The organism is Mesorhizobium caraganae, from assembly GCF_016836705.1.
GTDB classification, from domain to species: domain Bacteria; phylum Pseudomonadota; class Alphaproteobacteria; order Rhizobiales; family Rhizobiaceae; genus Mesorhizobium; species Mesorhizobium caraganae.
The window spans coordinates 1,488,097-1,508,390 of the sequence record NZ_JAFCGY010000001.1 but is presented as its reverse complement, the minus strand read 5'-3'; the positions used below and the strand labels follow the sequence as shown (position 1 = coordinate 1,508,390).

Sequence of the window (20,294 nt, the reverse complement as noted above, 5' to 3'; positions counted from 1 at the left end):
AGAAAGGAATCACCGATGGCCCCTCGTGTCAGGAAACCCTTTAGCGTGCAGGACGTGGTAACCGCTTTGGACATCATGAAGGAAGACGGCACCTTGAATGCGTTCATCAAAGAGGCCGAAAAGAAGAAACTCTCGTTCGCGGTGTCTGCATCGCTGCATACGTTGGCACACAAACACCTTGAGCCTAGGATTCAGGCGATCAAGGAGGGCAAGACGGCCGACTTGCAATTGAAACGCTCGCTTCCCTGCTTTCCCGAGAGATGACGTCGGGCTGCCGACTGGTGAGAGCCATCCTCACGTCCTGCGCAGTGCAATGCTGAAACAAGCGTAGCAGCAATCCACGGCCTCCCGAATGCCTACTCCCGGGCAACTTGTCGCGTTCGATCAGGGCGAAAGCCGACCGCAGGGGTCCACGACTAGATTCGCGCCCCGATGGTCGGCATATATCCCTGCTTCGAGGAGCAAGCCGCCATCGGCTTAAGCCGACGCACAGTCGGAGTCGAAGCGCAGAAACGTCACTTCGAGGTTTAGACTCTACGCTTTCGTGTCACAGATGGTCGGTGCCGACCCGGATGTTACACAGTTCAGTGCGGGCTGGGTTACGTCACTCGGGGGTATACCCCAATGTGATGCGCAGTTAGCCGCATATATAGCTCGCCCGAAAGTCAAGGAGCATTGCGGAGCCTATCTGGCCTCCCTGACCGCTGCCCTAGATCAGTAGTAAACGCATTCGCGGGTCATAAATACGGCAGAAAGCCCTCGAGTTGAACCTGGGAGTGCTCATTTCCAGACGCAATGCGCAATGTTAGCTAAGTGCGTTAGATCACTGGTATCTAAGTGGAAATTAGATTGATGTGATCGATGCGCGTTATAGCTAGTCGTCGTAACGATGGAAACTCACCGCTTCACCAGTTGATCAATTACTTGCTAGCGAAAGCAATTAAGAGTATGCATCGACAAGTTAACTTGAAACTGTTTTCAAAATGTTGCGGGGGTCAGCATGGACAGCGAGGGAAGGGAAGCACTCGATCGCATCGCCAGAGGAATACGGAGCCTAAGGCCTTTGGGTGCCAATGCGGTTCATCGAAGAACGTTCGCAATAGTCAAAGAAGAAATTCAACGTGCCGATGGGGTGAAGATTGAGAGGGACTGTGGTGATGACGATCCGGGTCCGCGGCAACCTATCGTCTCTGATGGTCGCCGAGAGTATACTTTCAACAATGCATACTTCGAGTTTCGGCAGGACGACCGCCGTAGATCGATATTCTTGGACCCGGTAGAATCGTTAGCTGCTCAATTCGTCGATTTTTACACGGATCGGGTTGATACCCTTGAGTTCCGTCACGACGCTGTACCTCTTGAGGAAACAGTGCTCGCGGCCGAGCAGAAAGCAATCGAGTATCTGAGGGACAAGACTCATTTGGTGAACGTGATGACGGTGGCGGCAGAGGACACCGGCGCAATCATCGACACTCTAAGAAGTCTTGCTTACGTCCTTGAGCAGCGTGAGAAGAACCAAGTCAATCTTCAGGTGGCGAGCTTCTCAAAAATTGCAACTCTAGGTAGAGAAATATGCAAGTTGGTGCGCACTGAAGCTGGTGCTAGCCAATGGAGCAATAATGGAAGAACGCTGTCACAACCGTTTCGAGACGTATACAGTTGTATTGATTCCGATGCCTGCTGTACGAATCAGGCCTATACGAAGTATGGCGAGTGGACCACTCGAACCGTATGGCAAGATGATGGCAACGTGGCGAACCCGCCCCCGGTTGTCCCGCCGCCCTTTACGCCGCACAATTGGGACAATCATTGTGCGGTGCTGTCAACGGCTACAGGCACTGTGTCGTCAGACTGGGGTTGGCGCGGTCTCAATGGGCAAAGCGACTTTCACGGTGGCATGGACATTGCTGTTCCTGTCGGTACGCAGGTATTCGCTGCTGTAGCAGGAGAGGTCGTATATATAAGACGAAACGGGGCAAACGGAGAAACTGGTGTAGTCATTAGAACCGGAAACGATACTCGCACGTACTGGCATATCGATCCCGGCGAGGCGTTGCGCAATGGGGCCGTTAATGCTGGCGCTCTTTTGGGAACGGTGGCAGCGAGGTCCGAGGTTCATTTACATTTTGCTCTCCACTCGCCACCCGGGGGTGACTTCAATCTGAGGTCAGACGCCAACTCGCACGACCCCTGTCCGTAGGAGTGAACGATGAGACATTTGGGAAGTGTCTTAGTCGCGGTCGGAGCGGGTGTTCTGCTAGGGGGTTGCGCTGGCCCGCTGCTACAGGCGCCAGCTGTTAGCGATCTCTCGGCGGGCTATCAGAAAAGCGCCCATGTCGTCACCGAGCCTCGTCAGGCTCGTCTATTAAAGGACAGCGTCTCCTACTCGACAAGGCTCGGGGGGGGAACCCAAATTCTCATCCCAGCTCGCAAAGCTGTCAACGGCGCTACTTTCGCTTCGTTTGCGCTTAGAGGCTCTCAAAAGTTAAAGCCCGGCGACGCCATAGAGTTCATTCATGAGGTTGCTTTCCGTCGTTTTCCGTTTTTGTGGACCGAAAATACGAAGCTGGTTTCGCGTGTCGTCACGGGCGATCGCGCCCGGATCATAGCAGGCTCGGTTCCCGAATGCGTCCATGTTGGCGATGCGTTTTCCGTTAGATTTTCCTTGAGACCGCAGGCAAGCGAAGAGACTGCTTCTGTGATAGTGCCTGTGGCCCAGATAGGCGGAAATTGCCTGCAGAGAATGCAGGGCGACGATCACGGGGTCCGTTTTAAGGCAGTATGCGAAGGCACGGGGACAATCGCCGCATCGCTCCCAGAACGCCCGGGCGTCCGCGCGAGTGGTCCGCGGCACGTGCGCATAGTTGCCCCCCTGACCCCGCCGAGGAATCTCACTTATACAATCGGCGACTACAATGTTCCAGAAGACCCTGACCCAACATCGCCGGAGAAAGAGCGTCTAGTTACATTCAAATGGACAACACAATCAGCAATGACCGGCCTTAGCTTCGCAATTTTCAGGGAAGGCTTCACCGCTCCGGTTGAAGAGGCAACCTTTTCGCCCAACGACAGCGAATACGCGGCAAGTTTGGTAGCCGGAGGCCGCTACAGGGCTGAAATCAGAGGGAAGTACGCTGGATGTCTGGCCGACGGAGAATGGTCAAAGAAGACAATTACGTCCATATTCGACGTGCCATCTTAGCAATCTTTAGATGCAACTTCTAGCGCACGACTGATGATGCAGCTGTAGGCCGAAATCCGTCAATTCTGGAAAGGTGACTAGTTGAGATTCCATTGATCAGGCCATATGCCTACTTTAGAAATTCAAAGAGTCTCCTTCGCATTATCTTATAACGCCCCTCGATACTGGCTTGGTCATTGCTGGTTCGCGTGAGTATTTCATAATCCAACAATTCTGGATCTCGACTAGGGTCTCCTAGCGGCAGCTTTCTATTCTTCTCACGCTGATTGTTGAAGTTTACGAGAAATGGACGGAATTGCTGACGCTGGGCCGGATTTAGCTCACGGCCGAGCCAGTAGACCACCGGGATTTGTGCCGCCTGTCGCAGCACATCATCCTTGGTGACGAAAAGCGGCGCAAGACGGCTTAGAGTGTCAAGCACTCGCATGGCCGACCGTTCTACGTTGGTATTCTCAGTTTCTGCAGACGCTTCGATCAGATCGCCCACAACGCCCTCCGTGTCGGTATCGTCATCGAAGGCATACTCATCAAGATTATTGCTATCGCCATCCGAAATAGAAACTTCTGAGGCGCTCAGAGCGTTCGCTTTCGTCACAAGCTCATCTAGCTGCTTCTTTTTCGTATCGACGGCCGAACCCGCATGTTCCAGCAAAAGAAGTTTAGCAGCCGCATTTTTATCCTGGCCTCGTAAGGTGCTGAATCCAATCTTCGACCAGAAGGGGTGCTCCACGATCTGACGGATCAGTCGCGGAACGTCTCCCAACATGGCATTTCGAATTTCGGCCCCTGACAGCGGCTTACTAGTGTTGAGCCTCAGGAACAGTTCACTTATTTTTGCCTCGTCGTCCGTAACGACGCTCATCATAGCAAGAGCATAGTTGTTGTATCTGCGCGCAATCTTTGGATAGTTGGACGTGAGATCTTCATATGACAACCCGCCAAGCGACAAGGTTGGGTCCTCATAGAACGTGAACCTCTTGGCGAGCGTGAAATCACCCGCAAAAAAGCCGAAAAGCGCTATAAGACGCTGCTTGCCGTCAATAACAGCATATTTCTTTTTCTTCTCGTTGAGAGCGCTGTCGAGAATGGTGAAATCGGCCAAGTATAACTTCGGAATGTCGAATCCATTAAGTACGGTATCTACCAAATCCTGTTTCTGAGGTTTCGACCAAAGATGGCCCTTCCGCTGGTAGACGGGGTCAAAGTCGATGTCGGGTTGCTCGTCCCACCATGATACGAGTGTTTGGACCTGCATTGGGGTAACGCGAAATGTCATCTCAAAAGCCCCGTCGATTTCTAATTTCCCGTCCAAGCCCGTCCAAATCGGGATACACTACAGAATCGGAAATGCCCATGTTGAACAGGTGCTCGAACATCATTCGTTTGGCTTTCGCTGGAACCGTGAGCTTGCGCAGCAGCCGGGGCACAGAAACGAGGGTTTCCTGATCCTCGATGGGCGCTGTCTCCTTACCATACATAACGAAGGAACCTCGCTGAGCCACAATCCTCGGACTATTGTGGATTCCGTACACCGCGCAGGGCAACTTTTGGCTCAACGCCTTCCCCTCTCCGCTTGGTCTATAACCCTCAAGGTCTCCCGTATAGGCTCCGAAAATTCTATCTGCGGAATCGCGATTTTTGTGAACGGTGGCGTTCAGTTTGGCTGGGTCCAGAACCCACACCGCCGCCTCCTTTTCCTTACCACCGTCCTCCTGTTTGGCATTCTCCAGTGCGAAGAATAATGCAATAAATGGGTTTTCGCTCCAGTCCAAAAGCCGAGTTGGAACGCGATAGTGCTGCATCAAGAAAAGCAGCTCGATGTTGTCGTCAGGAAGTTTCCGGATAAAAGGCGGAGCTTGGTGCCGAAAGTCGGATAATAAAAGCCACTCCAGTTCAAGCAATTCGGCAGGGGCTGTTATAGTCTCGTGCCTATAAAGGCTCGGTCTCAGGTCGTATTTTGAATCTCGAACTCCTCGAAACCAATGCTTGGCTCCCTCGGTCGCCAAGTTTGCAATGAAAGTCGCATACTCAGTCATTGTGGCAATCGTGACGGTTTCTACCGCCCCCTTCGATAAAGGGGGTAAATCTTCGCTATGCGGTGCGTCAGATTGGACCTGCCCACTCTCACCAACAATCATGCATATTTCCCCCCGGGGCACATTCACGGCCCTTCCAACGGGATGCACTTGTGCTCCGAAAAACTTCTCTAGATCAAGGGCCGGGCGTTTAATTTCTACAAGGAAGTGCAAGCCATGGAGCTTCGGGGCATCGCATTTACGCGATGCCCCATGACGATCCGGGAATGTGCGATCCGCCTAGGTCAATTCATCTTTCAGGTCGCGCAGCCTGCCCTTTCGCCGCTAACGATCAGGCACATCTTTGCCTGTCGTTGATGGGGCCCACTACGTTTGCTGGAAGCCGCCAAACCCACGACCCCGATGAGATGGGCGAGGCATAAGTGTTCTGCGGCCGTTTGTTGCAAGGGGCAAAGTGCTTGAATGTCCTCTATGCGCGAAGTGTGATCACCCGTGATGCCATCAAATGGCTTGTCCACGATTACTCAACGTGAAATATCTACGCTACATGCTTACAGAGTTGGGGCAGCCGCGTTGCACATTGGTCGCATTAGTATCAAGAATTTTCGCTGTATTGGCTCCCTCGAAGTCGATTTAAGCCCAACTTCGGTACTCATCGGTGAAAACAACGCTGGAAAAAGCGCTATTCTTGACGCCATCAAACTAGCGTTGGGACGTCGGTGGGGAAGATCTGGACAGACAGGTTTTAGCGAATATGATTTTCCCTTCAGTCATGATCCAGCCGGTCCGAGGCCCGAGATACAGATCAGGTTGTGGTTTAGTGAAAGGAGCGCTCAAGAGTGGCCCCAGCCTCTCGTCGATGATTTGAGCGATATTATCCGGAGCGATCCGGCCGCCAACACGCATTCAATCTGTATGCAAGTAACCTGTCGCTACCAAGACGTTACAAAATCTGTCGATCCGGTCTGGCAATTTCTGAACGAGCAGAACGAACCTTACGCGGGCGCGGGAGCTCGGAGTCAGAATCTCTCGCGCTTCTTCGACTATGTCCCCTGCTTCTCGATGGCTGCAATGCGCGACGCCAATGTTGAATTCAGTGGCCGATCGCGCTTCTGGGGGCCATTGCTGAGAAGTGTTGAGATCGCTCCCGAAAAAACAGCTCAGCTGGAGAAGGCATTCTCTGAACTGAACAGCGAACTCCTTGCCGCCGACCCTAAGCTAACCGCAATCAAGAGTACACTTAAGGCGATTAGCGCAGTGGTAGCCAACGGGGCGGCGGGTGACGTGGATGTTAGGGCTGTCTCGGCCAACTTGTGGGAAATTCTCAGCAAAGCTGAGTTGGTTGTGCAAGGAAAAGCCAACGATCCATGGCTGCCGATTGGTCGTCATGGGCATGGCGTACAAAGTTTGGCCAGTATCTTTCTTTTTCGAGCTTTTGTTGAGAACGCGCTGTCAACCAGCCTACAGGAAGAAAGCGAACCAATCCTGACACTCGAGGAGCCGGAGGCACACTTACATCCGCAGGCATGTCGATCCCTTTGGGAGGCTGTCTCGGCCCTTCCCGGACAAAAGATAATCACCACCCACTCGCCCTATTTCGTGCAAAACGTACCCTTCAAAGACATTATCTTAGTCCGCAGGAGTGAAGAAGGTGCAGGCGCTGTGACCATACCGCGCTTTTGCGCCGCTGCAGTTCCTGAAAACGCCGATCTTCACGCTGCGTTGGCAAAGGCACCCGCCATTCTGCGGTGGGATAAACCCTCGAGGTCCGTTCAATGCATGGGTGCCATTCCTGAGGAGAGGTATCGCGATCTGCTCAGGTGCTATCTGGGCGCAGATCGAAACCAGCATCACGCTTCTCTGAGGCAATTGCAGGCTGCAAGCTTCGAAATTATTGAAGACGCGGAACTGTCCAAGCTCGAGGGTTGGGCAAAGCGGATCCGCGGAGAGATATTCTTTGCGTCGAAGTGGCTCCTTTGTGAGGGGCAGTCGGAGTTCTCGATTTTGGCGGCTATTGCAGACCGGCTAGGAACTCCTGCCGATGCGCATGGAATAGCGCTAATCGACTATCAAAATAACGGTTCTCCGGGAGCCTTTGCGGCACTTGCACGATCGTTCAAATACCCTTGGGCAATGATCTGCGACGGCGACGGCGGAGGAAATGATCACATATCACAATTGAGGAACCACCATTTTTCCGATGAAGATATTGCCCAACGAGTCACGCAGCTCCCTACCGGATTGGCACTGGAAGCAGCGCTTCTTGGGGGCGGCCTTCGGCAGTTTTTGCTTGCCGCAGTTCACGACATAGACAAATCTGTGAAGGATGAGGATGCTGACATCCTCGACTTCATCGGAACCGATCGCAAAGAGGTTGTCGCTGCGCGCACAAGCGGCCATATACGTCGAGGTGCAAAGCCCGAAGACATCCCAGACTTGTTCAAGAAACCCTTTCAATCGCTTGGCGTCATCAAGTGAGCGACATAGACCTGCTAACTGACAATCTCACGCCCGTGCAGCGGGCCGCCGTGGAATGGGATAACGGTGCTCTGCTTTTGTTGGCAGGGCCGGGATCCGGCAAAACCCACGTGCTGACTACCCGTATGGCACGACTCCTTTTGATGGACCCCGACGGAAAGTGGCGGCAGCTCGCCCTCACCTTCACACGACGAGCGGCCGATGAAATGAGGTCACGCCTGGAGCAGTTAGCTCCGAATTTGTCGGCACGAGTCTACATCGGCACGTTTCACTCCTTTGCAGCAGAACTCTTGCGACAAAGCGGATCACACGTCGGTGTAAAAACAGACTTCAAGATCTACTCGGCACCCGCGGACCGGGAACTGTTGCTCGCTGAGGCGCTTAAGGAGGCGGACCTCCAGCTCGCCGACACACTTCCTGCCGCACTGTCTGTCATTGATGGCCTGAGAGACCGATTGGCATCGCCGGAAAATTGCCTCCGCTTTTTCAAGGACCAGCATCGCGGCGAGCGATACGCTGCCGCTTACTCTGCTTATCTAAATTATCTAGATAGCGAGAATGCTCTCGATTTTCATGGTTTGCTCCTAAAAGCCTATCAGCTTCTTGCCGATTTTCCCACTATTGCAGAGCGATATAGAAAGACATATAAGTACATTAGCGTAGATGAATTCCAAGATACCAACTATGCCCAATATTCTATTCTTCGTGCCTTAACTGGGAATTCGCACAGGAATGTTTTTATTGTAGCAGATGATGATCAAATTATTTATCAATGGAACGGAGCGTCACCGCAGCGCTTGCATCAGACCGCTCAAGATTATGAGGCTACCACTCTCCAGATGCCGACGAACTTTAGGTGCCCCAGCGACGTTATCGCGATGGCCAATAAACTTGTGTCTCACAACCAGTTCCGTACCCCCGGGAAGGACCCGTTAGCTGCAGCCAAGGGGAATTTCGAGAGGCGAAGCTCAGTTCGTGTTCTGAGATTTGATACCGATCAGGATGAGGCGACCGGGGTTGCAAACGATATCAAGGAGAACCATCGAGGCCAACTCCATCGTGTGGGCGTTCTGGCTCGAACTAAGGCCACTTTAGCTCTCGTAGAGAAGGAGCTAACGCAAGTCGGCATTAAGTCCAAGATTGCTCAGCGCCGCGACAATTTCGCCAGCCTGCCATATCAATGGTTACATGTGACCCTAGCTCTAGCTGCACGTCGATCGGATGTCGGCACGTTCAAAAGCTTTGTTGATGCGTCCAATGCATTGATGAGGCTGAAGCTTATTGACTCAGTTTTGATATCCGACGCCAACGCGGGTAACGGCGACCTTCTGAAGGCGTGGATAAAGGGCACAGAGGAATTTAATGGCGATGAACTTCACTTTTCGGACCTTATCCGCAGTTTGAAGACAGACCTCGGCGAGAGAACAGATTTGCACAAATTTTTGCGATTTGTCACAACCGAATTCAAGGCCAAGTATGAAGAACTTCAGCAAACATTCTCGTCTTTTGACGAGGATCGCCGCGCGTGGTCCCAAGTTTATCGAGAGATTGTTTTAGCAATCGGACGAGACGCATCTCTAGACACATTTATTGAGGAACTAGATTTCCGTTCGAAGGAGCCGCCGCTAGATGAAAATACGGTCCCATTGCTGACGATTCACGCATCGAAAGGCAATGAATTCGACCATGTTTATCTCCTCGGGATGGCCGAGGACGTCCTTCCATCCATTCAAAGCAAACGACAGGGGGACAAGAGTCCTCAAATGGAAGAGGAGCGGAGAAATTGCTTCGTCGCGATTACTCGATGCAGACTGACGCTGACCTTTTCATACGCAAAGACCTATTTTGGTAGACCCAAAGATAAATCACGTTTTCTATCCGAGATGGATGTGTTCGCTTAAGGCGTAACACGTGAGACTGGAAGGGAGGGCCATTGCGGATGCCACGTTCATGGTTGATTCGGTTGGGGCGCTTTGGTGAGCAGGAAACTGCGGCGCTTGCCACGGGGGAACTGGCTACTGGCTGGATCATCCCGGACTTTCCAAGCCCCCCAGTAAAAGACTCAATCTCAGCGGTCCTACAGAAAACGTATCCTGACGCAAAGGCAGGAACGCTTCAAAACTGGGCGGTACAACTCAATCAGCTTGCAAATTCCATTTCTGATGGAGACCTCGCGGTCATCCCGTTGAAAACGACGGGACAGATAGCGATTGGGCAAGTGGCTGGAGGTTTTTTTGTCGATGCAGAAGGGCGACCCGCTAGGCGGGTAAAATGGTTGCGCACAGACCTCCCTAGGGACTCGGTGAAGCAAGACCTATTGTACAGCCTTGGGGCGTCTCAGACAGTTTGCGAGGTGCAACGGAACGACGCCGCTGCTCGCTTCAAGGCTTTGCTTCAGTCTGGCCAGGATCCGGGGCCAAATGGAAAGCCGTTGACCACTTCCGGCCCAGAGCAGAACACAGCTGACTCGATCTCTGACGCTCAAGTGGATTTTGTCGTCCCTGCGCAGGACCAAATTGAAAGGCATATTTCAGCGAACTTTGTCGGACATGCCTTCACAGAGCTGGTGGCCGCAATCCTTCGCGCTCAAGGTTACCAGACAAGGGTCTCGCCACCGGGTGCCGACAAAGGTGTAGATATCGTGGCGGGCCAAGGTGCGCTTGGACTTGAGAGCCCGCGGCTTGTGGTCCAAGTTAAATCTGGAGACATAGTTGTTGATCAACCAGCCCTTCAGAGTCTGCTTGGGACAATTCAGGACACTCATGCCGAATATGGCCTTCTCGTTAGCTGGTCAGGATTCAAAAGCTCCGTTCGCCAACGCACCAACGATCTGTATTTTCGTGTCAGGTTTTGGGGGCGACAGGAACTGATTGAAGCGCTCTGCTCGGTTTATGACCGGTTGCCCGAGGAGATTAGAGCCGACTTGCCGCTCCGGCGCATCTGGGTCCTTGTTCCAGAAGCCTGAAACAGATCCTCTCAGGCCTTCCCATCCGTATTCATGGCTACCCGATGACTTTAGCGTCGCTACTCCAACTCCTTTGGCGGGTGTAAGCCTACCAGCTTCCGCATGGTTCAGATCGTCGGCGACGACCGAGAGCCCAACGTGACTTCCTTGATCAAAGCGCTGATCGTAAGCGTATCTTCTCGAAAGCGTTTCTCGAACTCGGCTGAAGTAATCGGGGCACCAAGCGTTTCGCTGATCGCGCGCAGCTTAACCCCGGCAATCGGAATCATTTGGGTAATCGCGACAACGACCGGCGACCATCGGACCAGCCAACTGTCTTCCCCACGGTAGACGACGGTATCTGCGATACCATAGAATTTTGGCTGCAAAACTAGCCGTTTGATTGTTGATTGAGCTGAGAGCGACTCGCTCAAAAACGAGGAGAACGACGCCAATTTTTCCTCAAGAGACAACGTGAGATAGGCCGTGGCACCTCGGTCTGTTAGGCCTGTTAGGGTCTTCTCAAAGCCTCGACATGCTCCTTTGAACCGGTTGATTGCACCGATAGGCGTGGCATTGCTATCGGCGTCAACATGCACTTTGAATTCTAAGTAGGCTCTGGAAAGCGCAGATACTGCGACTGCGAGTGGCACATAGACGTCCGCCGCCACTTTCCTAGCGTTGTCCAGATAGCTGTCCCGGGTTTTCTGCTCATACGAGAGCTGAACCTCGCGGAAACGCCATCCGGCGGACAGATAACCCGTTATTCCACCAACAACAGCAACCCCGACACCTGCCAGAGCCGTTGCCCAAGTAACAAGTTGGTCTGGAGCTATAGGCATGGTGGCACGTCACCCCGCTTGAATGAAAAGGCTGCCGAAGGGCTTTGACGACATGAGTCTGTGCGCAAGCACGCCCCTCGCTCGATTCGATCCGGATACTGCACCAAGAAGCCATCCCGGGCGTTCCGCCGTGATAATTTCCAACGTTACTTAATGGAAAGCAGATATATGAGAGCTGCGCGCGAGATTGCTCGACGAAAAAAAGCCCCCACATTCGCTCTTCCGGGAGCAAGTTGCACACTCGCCCACGTACTCATTTTTCCAGTCGCTGATCGACCGCTTTGCAAACCTGTGGATGGAGCCGTCAAGAAGGCACAGCTGGTGGTTGTAGACCGAAACGTTGATACGAGCAGCCGCCAAATATTGCACTGCCGCGCGCAGCTCGGCGCGATAGTCGTACGGGTCCATCCAGAGCTTATCCATGTTTGCTCTCGTGTACCCAGTGATCTCGAGGCCCATGAACGTCACGTGATCGACGAAGGTTAGGTTCCTGAAAATGAAATCCGACAAGTCAGCGAGACCCTCATACGTCTGCTTATGAACGACGACTCGTATCTCGACCTCGGCACCAACTGACTTCAAATTCATGATCCCGCGGATCGTTTCGTCAAAAGCGCCTTTGGACTGAACCACGTAATCGTGCACTTCCGGATCAGCGGAATAGATCGGTATGCCGACCGAAAGGCGGCGGTGTCCAATCGCTTGATACCTCTCCGCAAAGGCCTTGTCCTTGAACGTTCGGCCGTTGGAAAGAATATGAATTGGCGTGTTAGGAAGGTGGTCGCGAGCCGAGGCCAGAATGTCAAAGAAATCCTCACCCACCAGCGTTGGCTCACCGCCAGTGATTCCGAGAAACGGGGTCGTTGCGGGCAGCAGGGGCAGCACATCCAAAATCTCCCGCGCCAACCAGCGATCGTCAACGTCTTTGGGTGGCTGGGAGCACATCAAGCACAGGTGGTTGCACCGCTCCGTTACGAGGAAATAGTTCGCGTTGGCATCCTTTCTGAACAGGACACGCACTGCCTTCCGATCCGGCACAAAGCGGATAACGTCTCCCTCGCTGAGGTAGTCGAACTCTTGGGGCAGCACGACTAGTCGTCGGTCTGAAAACAGTCGCTCAGCCTCCGGCCGATGCTCCTCAAAGGTGACAACCCACTGGCATTCGGAATGAAACGCCTGCCCTTTGAAAAGATACGCATCATGCTCCGGGTTAGGCGCTTGATCAGCTTGGCCCGTCACGAGCCTAAGTGCCACTCGCTGTGAGAAATCACCGACGCTTGCTGACGCAGCGAAGCCACTCAGTCGCAACATCCTAATTCGCCCAACTTAGGAAGAGTTCTCGGGCGGTAACGTCCCTATCCATAAGGTCGATCAGCCTCTTGAAGATCGACATGTTGCGATTGCAGAATCCGGATCGCGTTTTGAGGCCTACAAAGTCGCCCTGCGTTGCAGTGTGGAATACGGGATCAGACCCACAAAAAGGCTCGTAGGCGCATTCGGCGCACATCGGAGCGGACCCGGCAAAGGACTGCTCAATAGGATCGAGGAGAGCGTCAGACCCGAAAATCTCCGCGTACGTGTTTTCGTGGACGTTCCCGAGCAGAAATGTCTTGTCGCCCATCTCAGCCAACATGCGCGCTTCGTCGGATGCGTAGACGCTGGCGTCATAGTTATAGACAACGGCGGAGATACCGATGCCTGCCGGGCTCATCAGGTCCACATATCCCGGCTCGAAAGGCGTGAGCATCTTTGTGAGGATAGTGGCTGCGTAAAACTCCTTGAAGGGAACACCATTCCGGTTCAGTTCCAGGATGTAGTTTAACCCTTCGAAGTAGAAGTCGAGCCAGCGATCCACGTCGTAGGCCGCGTATGATTTCGTCTTGACCGCAAAACCGTATGGAGAAAGTGGCCGAAGAAATATTCCGGGGAAATCCAGCCGGACGTATTCGTCAATGATCTCGCGCACAAGTGAAAGGCTGGCCTTCGTGGTCGTCATAAGTGCGCTGACGCGTTCATGGCCAAGAGCCAGTCTGGCCTTGTGGATACCTGCCACAGCCAATTCATAGCTGTTCTTTCCCGGGCGCGGTCGATTGGCATTGTGAAGAGTGGCCGGACCATCAAGCGACGTAGAAATTAGGACGCTGTGCTCGCGGCAAAACTCCAAGATCTCGTCCGTAACGACAGCGAGATTCGTCGTGATAACGAATTGCAGCGACCGCCCGGCGACCTTGTTGATCGCTTCAGCCCGATGCACGACGTGTTGGATCAACGGGAAATTCAGAAGCGGCTCGCCGCCTTGGAACTCGATCTTGATGGCCGGACTTGGAGACTGGAAAATGAGCGCCAACGCCTGCTCGGCAGTCTCCTCTGACATGTCGAACGCTGAACGATCTTCGCTTTGGCGAGATACCTGACAGTAGGGGCAGGAGTGCTCGCAACGCAGCGATACGACCATTATGTGGAGCGAGGTGAAGTTCTCAAGCCTCTTTGCCTTGGTCCGAACCTTAAGCGCCAGCAGCTCCTTGCCGATATTGGAGGATGCATCAAAGAGGAACTGCCTGCTGCGCAGGCGGGAGTAAACGGGGTGTGTGCTGGGAAGCTCGTGCTTAACAAACGAAGCCAGCACGGCGCGCGGCAATACCAGATATTCGCCCGCTTGGTTGGTCAGCACATACCGCTCGTCGTCCAACTGGGAAAAACGGAAGTACGCGAGCTGGTATGTGTCGTCCAACGGTCGTTGGAACTCAGTTGCCGGAGCAAACTTAGTCATCGGACTGTAGGCCCGATCTGGAAAACGCCAGCGCCAGTATCGCGTTTCTAACCGTGGCGGTTTCGGCGGCGATGCTGCTACGCAGGTCCTGATCCAAGACCTCTAGTCGCAGCCTCTCTATCGCTGCGTCGGCCGAAGCTTGCACGGCCGCCTTACTGAAGTTGATCGTGCATACTGCGAAGCCGCCCTCGATCGTGATCTCAACCGCAGCGTTTCCGGTTACCCGATACGCTGCGCGCTTCACACAGTCGAGGCTGAAGACTGACAGATCAAACTTGACTTGGGCAGTCTGGACGAGCTCGCTATCGCGAGAGGTGTCCGACATCAACAATAGCTGTAGCCAGAGCAGTGAGAGCCGTGACTAGCGTGGCTTGAATGGCTGGTGTGGTACGCCATGATGACGTCTGTACCATTTGAGCGATCGAGCACCTCACCGTAGCCGAGGTCCGCCGGAACAGTGCCAGCTTCAGCGAGCTTGGCCGAAGGCTGATTTGCCGATTCGACAAGGACCGCAGCCTGAACTTGGCCGCCGAGAATCATCGTGGCCGACAAGGCCATTGGTGACAGGAAATTGCGCTTCGACATTATCCAAACCCCCGTTTGCATCCGACTCAATATCAAACGGAGCCCGTCAGAGCAAGTGTTGTGATACAACTGCTATTAAGCAAGTGCTAATGATCCACTTAAATATTGCGCACTGTCGATGGAGATTTATTCCGTAGCTCACAATTGAAAGTGGTGAACGATTGCACTCGACGGCGAGAGTCTCCGTTTGAGGCTTCTTCCCATTCACAGAGCTGTTTTAGTCAGCGTTAGAATGCGGCCATCAATCCTAATACGCCATTGGTGCCCCCCATCGTCCAAGGCCTCGAAAACCCCTAGATGAGCTTGTCGATGATGGTTGGGGCACAGAACCATGATATTGTTAGCGGCCAATGTGCCAGCCATCAGTAGCGAGACCGGTTGGACATGGTGAGCTTCCGCAAAGGGAGTTCCGTCTTTGCGAAGGAACGCAATCGGGTCAAACCCGAGGGCTTCGCAAATCTGGCAGCGACAGCCTCGAATTTCCTTCACTTTCTGACCAATTGGGCCGCGTTCAATGTATTTGCTGATGCGAGACTTGCGCACCGGATCGGACTTCGACGCCTCGAGTTCGAGCATCTTAATGCCCGTGGAGGTCGCGGCTTTCTGCTCGTCCGTGAGGTCGAGGCGGGTCAAACCGGCCCGGCGATACACCTCTGAGAATGCCCGTCGAGATATCGGGATGGTAGCGCTCGGCATCGGCAATCTAAAATGCCGGAAGTCCGCGTTGTTAGGCAGCCCACCAACGGCGATTGGGTCTTCGACGAGATTGGCGAGCAGCTTCAAAGGAGCGCGCCATACGACTGCCCGGGCGTCCGCCCTATTCGCGTAATATGCCTCGCTATCGTCCGGCTGAAGACGAGGAGAGCCCAGAACCTCGACTATTGCATAAACCGCAGCTGGATGTGATGCGGCTGCTCTTTTTCCCCTCCGAGCGTTGATGCGCAGGACGCCGAGGTCGCCTGCCTGCATTTCCTTGTGGTTATGATCGGAAACTTTGTAGAGCACGGTCGTTCCAGCGTCTCGAAGCCATGCTTCGCCATGCCACACTGTTCGGTTGCAAACGAACATCCAATAGCCGGTGGGCGGAAGTTTGCGTAATGTCTCGGTGGGCAAGGGCGGGCGCAACGGCAACGGGGCCGCATCAGCAGCCGTGTAGGTCTCAATTACTTTTTGCAGAGCTTCGATGGTGCGCGAACCGACGTTTGGCAAGGGCTTATATCCCTCTATCCAAGGAAGGCCCATCAGGTTGAGCACATGCGAGATGTTCTGCATACGATGCTCTGTGCTCGTTCTGGACGCGATTGGCCCTGATACCAACATGCGCTGAACGGCCGCTTTGTTGTATTTTTCACCGCGACGTTCGAGTTCCTGCATCTGAAGATAGGCTTCTACGGCAGCTGCAAGCTCGTCAGTTGTCCATTCTGTGGTTGCCATCTCTTCCCCCTTGTCCTCGACCTGTTCGCGGAATTTCACCTCCAAGGACCCATGCAAGATACGCGGCTGCACCGTGTTTCTTAATCAATTCAGCGTCGCAGCTATCGCAGCAAGCGGTGTGGTGGGTTCTCGGCGCACGTGTTCCAAAAACCCATTCAAGGATCCGCTCTGCAAGGCTCAGGTTGTGCCGTTTCTCGCTATCGCCGAAATAGTTGCGGATCGACTTACGAAAACAAGAAGTCGAGCGGAGCATCCCGGCCACTTGATCGATGTTCCGGGTCCGCTGCTCCAGCATGACCGCTCTTTGGTGTTCATCCCCCGGTGCATTCGAAACGGTCATCTCGGCCATGAATTTGAGGCGTCCCGTATCACCTCGGCCCTTACCGTCGTGGAACATGACCGAGACCGACGGCTTCCCATCTCTTCCAGCGCGGCCAAACTCCTGCAACAGGTCTTCAACAGATGCTGATTGTTGCCAGTGCACCACCAGCCGCACGTTAGGAACGTCGAGGCCCATGCCAAAGGCGTTGGTGCAAACAATCTGATCGACCACTGGGCGGCTCTGCCCCAAGAAGCGCTTCACGAGTTCCTGCCTCTCCCATGCAGTTCCCAGCTTGGAATGATAGAATGGGATGTCCAACCCCATCGCCGACAAAGCAGTCCGCAGTTCGTCACCCACTTTTACCGTAGGGACGAAAATCATCGCCTTCTGCCCCTTCAACTGGGGCAGCGCCAGCATGGATGCTATTTCCTGCGCCCGCTGTTCAGATCGACAATGCCATCGCAACATCGCGATGTTTGGCCTATCCACATCGCGGACGAACACCTTCGCGTCCGGGATGCCAAGCGAGGCGAGAATCCGGTCCTGCATTTCCTTTCCCGCGGTAGCTGTGAAAGCCAAGACTGGGGGAGCACCGAGCTTTTCCCGAACCTCGCGCAAACGCCCGTATTCGGGGCGAAAGTCCTCACCCCAGCGGTCAACGCAATGGGCCTCGTCTATAATCAAAAAGGACGGTTCGCTCCGCTTAAGCTGGTTGCGCTCGGCGTCGCTACGAACAAAAAACCGCTCCGGCGCTACGTAGAGGAGCTTAATGGCCCTCTGCGAGAGGAGAGAAAAGCGTGTTTCCTTCTCTACACGGCTGAGATCACTGTTGATGAACGTTGCCGGTATCTTCTTCGCGAGAAGGTCAGACACTTGCTCTGCCATCAGCGCCTTTAGGGGAGATACAACGAGGGCAACGCCGCGCCTCAGCACCGCGGGAAGCTGAAAACACAAGGTTTTGCCGGAACCTGTGGGGCTGACCACCAGCACAGACTTGCCCGATAGTGCCGCCATGATGATGGGTAACTGACCGTGACGAAATCGTTCCAGCCCAAACAGTCGCAGAGCGGGTCCGAAGTTGCCCGCCGCTTCGGTGACCACTCCTTCGCGGTCCAGCCATCTCGCGAGCCTCACGGCCCATCTCTCAATCGCCCTTCTTGCCAGACCACCAGCCAAGTTTGGGTGATGGCGCGCGTGGCAGCCGTCACAGAGGGTCACTAAGTTCGACATTTCGTCGGTTCCCCCCATCGAGCGGGGGAGCAAATGGTGTACGTCCGCATCCACCGACTTGAGCCTGATGCCACAAGACACACAGCAATAGCCGTCGCGTTGCAACACCTGCTGTCTGATCATGGACCAGCTACTGGATGGCACGTTCAGGTCAGACTGTCGCATTGTAGTTTGCGGCTGGCAGGGCAGTCCCCTCGAAAGCTTCTAAGATGTAGGCGGAATAATGAGGGACCTCCGTTAAAACCGCGTGTAGGAAACGATTGACTCGTTTGGCGGCCGGAGGCATTGCCGTGTCGTCAAGGGGAGTTGGGCAGCATGATGAAACTGATTTCGGCGTTGTTAGCAGCCATTTTACTCGCCGTCTCACCGGCAGTGGCAGAACCCAAATTCGGCGACTATCCAACGAAAATGTATCTCAAGGGAAAGCCGGTCCTGCCGAAGTTCGCAGGCTCTGTCGCTCAATTCAAAACGAGGATTCGGAAGGGCATGAAGTCCGGCTCGAACTACGGCGGCCACTTCTCCCTAATCGAAATCGGCTGTGGCACGTCGTGCATCTTCGCGTTTCTGATCGACGGCCGTGATGGAAGAGTGGTCGATTTTCCACTAGGCGGCGAGGACAACTACCAGCTTCAGCTCCACTACGGCATCGATAGCACTCTCCTGCAAGCCGAATGGATGGACACCAGCAACGATAAATACGACACCTGCGTCCGGCGCTTCTACGACGTCGGATCGGGGAACCTAACGATGGCTTTTGAGACGACGTATAAGATCGAACCACACTCGTTCTGCGGCCAGTGACCGCGCTGGCCCAGCTTGGCGCAACGCTTGGCAATTGACGATGCTGGTACAGGCGGTAATAGCCTGCAACATTGAAACATTCTGGAATTCTCATGATCGCTATCAGGTTCGTTGCGGCTGCGCTCGCCTTGATTTCGTATGCGCCTACCGCGCAGGCACTTGACTGGCCAGCCCAGCTACATAAGTCTCCAATAGACCTCCAGCTCGCGCTCGGATCGAGTGTCAGCTGCTCGGACACTGGCTTCTCGGTTCCAGTTGAGATCGTTGATGCAGAAACCAAGGTGCAGGCCAACCTACTCGAGCCGGTCACCAGCTATAGCAAAGCGTTCAGCTTAGGGGACATATCATTAGATCGTGACGAGCACCGTCGTTTCGTTTCTAAAAACGTCGAGCTAACGACATGTGTGATCGGCCGAGAGGCAACAGCCACGGCGTACTCGTACAAGGGCGAAATCTTCCGGATCGCAATTCAGTATGATCGCTGTCAGGAGCGCAGGGAAGAAACCAGTTTCCTGTTCAAAACGACGGAAATGGTCTGCACCGGAGCCGATGACACTGAGAAACCCTTTGACACCACCCTCTACAGGGAAATCACCAATATCGCCCATGGGTATGAGACGGATTATGAATGGATCCCTTCCCTGCATGAGGAGTACGCGCCAGCAGAGCAGCAGCTCATAGTTAGCCTTGAGTGCGACGGAAGCGATGAACTGAGACGACGCCTTTATGCCATTGAGGACTCGAAGCGGTGCCTGATCGGCGTTGACAACACAGACGTCAAGCGCTGGTCGGCCACTACGATGTATGAGCTCTACAAAGACGGCTATCTCAGCGATCAAGTCACGGCGCATCTCACCGCATCGCGGCTGTTCGTTGACCTAGCGGCGGAACAGCAAGCCGTCGAAGCGATGCTTCCTGAATTTCAGGGTATGATCAGTGACATTCAGAAACGAATAGCAGAACGGCTAGATGCGAAGACGTCAAATGAGGACGCGGTTTCAGACATCCTCGGCACAGGCAACTGACACGACTCTCGGGTGAATAATACGGCAACTTTGCGATCTCACTGAGCATGGTTTTAAGCGTAACCTCCCCGTAGGTTTCGGTGACGGTTCGAGGCGCCTGTCCCTGAATGGAATCAAGGACTCTCGGCGGAGTACCAGCTTCCATCCCGACTGTTTTGAAGCGATGCCTCCAGCCGTGATTGGGTGCCACGCTCGGGTCGGTGACAAAGGTTCGCGCGAACTCTGCGAGCCGGTTTTTTAGACCGCGTAAAGCTCCGCTAACCGGGTACGACATTCAAAAAGGAGGTAGCCGCTGGCACCCTTCGTGGCAAATTGTGTCCTCAAGATCGCAGGTTAACGTGGCCTGCCATTGCTGGCCAATTTCTTGTGCCACGGCAATGCGTCCCACTCCGCTTGCAACGCGCTAATGTGAGCAGTCTGTGCTTGCTGAATCTGCTTCGCCTGTTGCGCAAGATCCTGTCCCGGCTGAACTGCGTAAACGACTTGCGGGCGCGGGCGGCGAAACGCAAGCACAAGCAGGAGAATAAAAACCATGAACAGCCATAAAGGCCAAAGAGCCAATATGGCCAGAAAAACCATTGTCAACATTGCCAAAAAAACCATCATTGGAACTCCCCGAGGTTCG

The 20,294-nt window shown here is 54.0% G+C and carries 18 protein-coding genes and 1 pseudogene; 8 read left to right on the top strand and 11 right to left on the bottom strand.

Annotated features, from left to right (window positions below; translation table 11 throughout):
• Nucleotides 1-15 precede the first annotated feature (15 nt).
• Together JQK88_RS07295 and JQK88_RS07290 are read left to right on the top strand one after the other, a co-directional pair.
• Nucleotides 16-264: a hypothetical protein gene (locus JQK88_RS07295; protein WP_203277872.1), complete on the top strand. Its 249-nt coding sequence runs from the start codon at nucleotides 16-18 to the stop codon at nucleotides 262-264.
• 736 nt (nucleotides 265-1,000) lie between these two features.
• Nucleotides 1,001-2,200: a M23 family metallopeptidase gene (locus tag JQK88_RS07290; protein ID WP_203277871.1), complete on the top strand. Its 1,200-nt coding sequence runs from the start codon at nucleotides 1,001-1,003 to the stop codon at nucleotides 2,198-2,200.
• A gap of 285 nt (nucleotides 2,201-2,485) precedes the next feature.
• Here the strand turns inward: JQK88_RS07290 and JQK88_RS07285 are convergent, their stop codons facing one another.
• The 3 genes from JQK88_RS07285 to JQK88_RS07275 form a co-directional block, all read right to left on the bottom strand.
• A complete protein-coding gene (locus JQK88_RS07285; protein WP_203277870.1) occupies nucleotides 2,486-2,761 on the bottom strand; it encodes a hypothetical protein in 276 nt (91 codons plus the stop codon).
• A 550-nt stretch (nucleotides 2,762-3,311) separates the two neighbouring features.
• Nucleotides 3,312-4,478, bottom strand: coding sequence for a DUF262 domain-containing protein (locus tag JQK88_RS07280; RefSeq protein WP_203277869.1), 1,167 nt, complete (start codon nucleotides 4,476-4,478; stop codon nucleotides 3,312-3,314).
• A 1-nt stretch (nucleotide 4,479) separates the two neighbouring features.
• Nucleotides 4,480-5,340 carry an FRG domain-containing protein gene (locus JQK88_RS07275; protein ID WP_203277868.1) on the bottom strand — a complete coding sequence of 287 codons (861 nt, stop codon included), beginning with the start codon at nucleotides 5,338-5,340 and terminating at the stop codon, nucleotides 4,480-4,482.
• A gap of 471 nt (nucleotides 5,341-5,811) precedes the next feature.
• On the opposite strand from JQK88_RS07275, the gene JQK88_RS07270 reads away from it, so the two are divergent.
• From JQK88_RS07270 to JQK88_RS35815, 4 genes and pseudogenes are all read left to right on the top strand, one after another.
• Entirely contained in the window at nucleotides 5,812-7,716 is a 1,905-nt protein-coding gene (locus JQK88_RS07270; RefSeq protein WP_203277867.1) for an ATP-dependent nuclease, read from the top strand.
• The gene (locus JQK88_RS07265) at nucleotides 7,713-9,617 is read left to right on the top strand and encodes an ATP-dependent helicase (RefSeq protein ID WP_203277866.1); all 1,905 of its coding nucleotides are present in this window, start codon (nucleotides 7,713-7,715) and stop codon (nucleotides 9,615-9,617) included. Before JQK88_RS07270 ends, JQK88_RS07265 begins: the two co-directional genes overlap by 4 nt.
• Before the next feature lie 38 nt (nucleotides 9,618-9,655).
• Nucleotides 9,656-10,012: pseudogene (locus JQK88_RS37900) on the top strand (DUF8426 domain-containing protein); the annotation flags it as partial.
• 135 nt (nucleotides 10,013-10,147) lie between these two features.
• On the top strand, nucleotides 10,148-10,681 hold the full coding sequence (locus tag JQK88_RS35815) for a restriction endonuclease (protein ID WP_210388219.1): 534 nt from the start codon (nucleotides 10,148-10,150) through the stop codon (nucleotides 10,679-10,681).
• Nucleotides 10,682-10,788: 107 nt separating this feature from the next.
• Here JQK88_RS35815 and JQK88_RS07255 read toward each other — a convergent pair whose 3' ends face one another.
• The 7 genes from JQK88_RS07255 to JQK88_RS07225 form a co-directional block, all read right to left on the bottom strand.
• Complete coding sequence (locus JQK88_RS07255; protein WP_203277864.1) at nucleotides 10,789-11,502, bottom strand: hypothetical protein; 714 nt, start codon at nucleotides 11,500-11,502, stop codon at nucleotides 10,789-10,791.
• A gap of 150 nt (nucleotides 11,503-11,652) precedes the next feature.
• Nucleotides 11,653-12,813, bottom strand: coding sequence for a His-Xaa-Ser system radical SAM maturase HxsC (gene hxsC / locus JQK88_RS07250; protein ID WP_203277863.1), 1,161 nt, complete (start codon nucleotides 12,811-12,813; stop codon nucleotides 11,653-11,655).
• 1 nt (nucleotide 12,814) lies between these two features.
• Nucleotides 12,815-14,272, bottom strand: a complete 1,458-nt coding sequence (gene hxsB, locus JQK88_RS07245; RefSeq protein ID WP_203277862.1) for a His-Xaa-Ser system radical SAM maturase HxsB — start codon at nucleotides 14,270-14,272, stop codon at nucleotides 12,815-12,817.
• A complete protein-coding gene (gene hxsD / locus JQK88_RS37375) occupies nucleotides 14,265-14,597 on the bottom strand; it encodes a His-Xaa-Ser system protein HxsD (protein WP_203277861.1) in 333 nt (110 codons plus the stop codon). The genes hxsB and hxsD overlap by 8 nt, the downstream gene beginning before the upstream one ends.
• Nucleotides 14,597-14,857: a hypothetical protein gene (locus JQK88_RS07235; protein WP_127218519.1), complete on the bottom strand. Its 261-nt coding sequence runs from the start codon at nucleotides 14,855-14,857 to the stop codon at nucleotides 14,597-14,599. Before JQK88_RS07235 ends, hxsD begins: the two co-directional genes overlap by 1 nt.
• Nucleotides 14,858-15,061: 204 nt before the next feature.
• On the bottom strand, nucleotides 15,062-16,291 hold the full coding sequence (locus JQK88_RS07230; RefSeq protein WP_203277860.1) for an HNH endonuclease: 1,230 nt from the start codon (nucleotides 16,289-16,291) through the stop codon (nucleotides 15,062-15,064).
• On the bottom strand, nucleotides 16,266-17,966 hold the full coding sequence (locus JQK88_RS07225) for a RecQ family ATP-dependent DNA helicase (protein ID WP_203277859.1): 1,701 nt from the start codon (nucleotides 17,964-17,966) through the stop codon (nucleotides 16,266-16,268). The genes JQK88_RS07230 and JQK88_RS07225 overlap by 26 nt, the downstream gene beginning before the upstream one ends.
• A gap of 192 nt (nucleotides 17,967-18,158) precedes the next feature.
• Between JQK88_RS07225 and JQK88_RS07220 the strand changes: the two genes are divergently transcribed.
• The gene (locus JQK88_RS07220) at nucleotides 18,159-18,644 is read left to right on the top strand and encodes a hypothetical protein (RefSeq protein ID WP_203277858.1); all 486 of its coding nucleotides are present in this window, start codon (nucleotides 18,159-18,161) and stop codon (nucleotides 18,642-18,644) included.
• A 92-nt stretch (nucleotides 18,645-18,736) separates the two neighbouring features.
• Nucleotides 18,737-19,669: a hypothetical protein gene (locus tag JQK88_RS07215; RefSeq protein WP_203277857.1), complete on the top strand. Its 933-nt coding sequence runs from the start codon at nucleotides 18,737-18,739 to the stop codon at nucleotides 19,667-19,669.
• A 333-nt stretch (nucleotides 19,670-20,002) separates the two neighbouring features.
• On the opposite strand, the gene JQK88_RS07210 is transcribed toward JQK88_RS07215, so the two are convergent.
• On the bottom strand, nucleotides 20,003-20,275 hold the full coding sequence (locus tag JQK88_RS07210) for a hypothetical protein (RefSeq protein ID WP_203277856.1): 273 nt from the start codon (nucleotides 20,273-20,275) through the stop codon (nucleotides 20,003-20,005).
• Between the last annotated feature and the right edge of the window lie 19 nt (nucleotides 20,276-20,294).